This is a genomic window from candidate division WOR-3 bacterium, assembly GCA_016926475.1.
In the GTDB taxonomy this organism is placed as follows: Bacteria; SDB-A; SDB-A; order SDB-A; family SDB-A; genus JAFGIG01.
Window position 1 is genome coordinate 1 of sequence record JAFGON010000044.1, and the last position, 2589, is coordinate 2589.

A 2589-nucleotide genomic window follows, 5' to 3' on the forward strand; every position below is an offset into this window, starting at 1 on the left:
CGTGGTTCCACCACATGCTGAGACACCTTATGGGAGATTCTCTGTATTTCCCTGCAATGAGACAATATTATCAGACCTACAGGGGCGGAAACGCATCTTTGACTGAGCTCATGGCGGTCATGGAAACTTTCTATCAGGACAGCCTGGGATGGTTTTTTCATCAGTGGCTAGAAGAAACGGACTATCCTCTTTTGAGAGCTGGCTGGAAACACATAGGCAGCGACCTGTATATATTCGTTTTTCAGGTACAGACAAACGGTCCCGCATTCTTCAGGATACCCGTTGAATTCGGTGTATGGAAAGACGGCTCCATGACAGTAGCCGGTCCTTATTGGATGGAAGACACCTCTTTTCTCGAAGTTATGCTGACCGTAGAAAAACCCGATTCAGTAACCATAGATCCCCTGGTCAAGCTCTATCACAGGATAGACGGAGTGATTCCTTCAAACGGAGTCCTTCTCGTCGACGACGACGGAACAGGAAGTTCACAGGCTCAATATCTGACAGCTTTCAACGAACTCGAAGTGCCTGTACTTTTATGGAACGTAAACCAGGAAGGTTTGCCCTCCGACACCCTGCTATATGTATCAAAAGCGGTTTTTTGGGTAACGGGCACAAGGACTAACCCCTTGACACCCGACCGAAGAGACAAGATATCTTATGCGCTTACAAACGGAGTACCTGTCGCCGTATTTTCACCAAGGACTCCTTCTCAACTTCAGGGCACTGCGTTTTTATCCGACACTCTCGGCTTCACATATTCCGGAGGGACGACATCGGCTAATGTATTTGAAGGCGTGGGGGGAGATCCTGTCGGTAAAGGTCTTCAGTGGTACTCGATCCCCAGTCACAACAGCCCGACTCTGACTCCCGTGGCCGGAAACGGAACCGGTTGTGTATATTGGGACACAGCAGGTTATGGCATTGTCAGAAGCGATGATTTTCAGGCGGTGTTTTCTTCCATTGACCTTCAATACATTTACAACATGTCGGGATATTCCACAAAAAAGATTCTCATAGCCAATATACTGAATTACTTCGGTATAGCCACTCCGGTCGCTGTCGAAGAGATAATCTCGCCTCCGGTTTCGATTAACTCTTCAGGAATCACTGTAAGTTACCTGCCCGGAGGAAAAATTTTTTTGCACGCCGTATCGCCTGTCAGAACAGACCTTTCCGTCTACGACATAACGGGCAGGGAAGTGATGACGTGGAATTTTGATGGCGAATTCAACACCGAGTGGACGGGAAAAGATTATCGCGGTCAAATCTTGCCCGTCGGAAGATATTTCGCCGTCGTCAAAGAAACCGGAGTCCAAAAACAGATAATATTTCTGCAATAATCCAAATAACCGAAGAGCCGGAGAATACTTTCTCCGGCTCTCTTCAGACCAATTTATCTTAAAGATAAAAAACCGTCACAATCTCAAAAAACAGTAAACTTTCCCTCAGAAAGATTTAATCTCTTTGAAAGAATTTCAGAAAGCTCTTTTGCATTATGATCTTTTCCATCATTGCATTCCTCTTTCTTCACTTCGTGAAGATAAAATCTACTACGTTTCATTTTGTACCCAAAAAAATACCGACGATATTTTGTATTTACAATTCAAAAATTGGATACCGAGGTATTTGATATTTATCTATGTTGGAATAAGGAACCAATAATTTTTGGTAACTATATACAACAAGGCACCAACTTTGCAACTTACGAGCAAACAATTGAGCAAAAAGATTCAACAAAAAATTCCGAAGGCAAGGCACCAAGGATGTGGTTTCAGCAATATGCTTTTGACGAGTAAATAATTTAGGATAATTATAGTTATTTTATTGAAAGGAATTCCGTTGTTGACAATGACAGATATAGGATTCTATAATGTAAATATAAGAAAAGGGGACTAATGAGCATTAATTCCAGAATTATTAAAAATCACTTTATTTTTAAGCTAGAAGTATTTCCATGAGTTTATTAAATGAGTATATTTCAAAAGGCATTGATATAAAAATCCTTGAAGATGAATTATTAAAATTAATTAAAGAATATAATAAAGAAAGAAGCACTTATCTTTTTGTTTATATTTCAGCGATAAATAAACGGATTCCAGATATACCAATTTGCCAAGAAGATTATTATGTTATTGCTGATTTATTAAGAAACAAAACAATAAAAAAGTTAGATTTTTATATAGAAACACCTGGTGGCAGTGGAGAGGCCGCTGAAGAAATAGTGCGATTTTTAAGACAAAAAAGCGATGATATAACATTTGTAGTTTCTGGAGAAGCTAAAAGTGCTGGAACATTAATGGTACTATCCGGAAATGAAATTATGATGACACAGACAGGAAGTTTGGGGCCTATTGATGCTCAAATAAGAATTGGTCGAAGTTTTATTTCAGCTATGGATTATAAAGAATGGTTTGAAAATAAAATTACAGAAGCTAAACAAAACAATGTTTTGAATCCTGTTGATGCTACAATTATTGCTCAAATCTCACCGGGTGAAATAAAAAGTGTATATCAATCTTTAGATTTTGCTAAAGATTTAGTTACAGAATGGCTACCAAAATATAAATTTAAAGACTGGAAGTTTAC

2 protein-coding genes are annotated in these 2589 nt (G+C 39.2%); both read left to right on the top strand.

Going from position 1 to position 2589, the window contains the following annotated elements:
• Window positions 1–1343, top strand: a 1343-nt coding sequence (locus JXA84_04450) for a hypothetical protein (protein ID MBN1150455.1), incomplete at its 5' end; no start/stop codon positions are given.
• A 614-nt stretch (window positions 1344–1957) separates the two neighbouring features.
• Window positions 1958–2589: ATP-dependent Clp protease proteolytic subunit (locus JXA84_04455; protein ID MBN1150456.1), on the top strand; the 632-nt coding region annotated here is incomplete at its 3' end.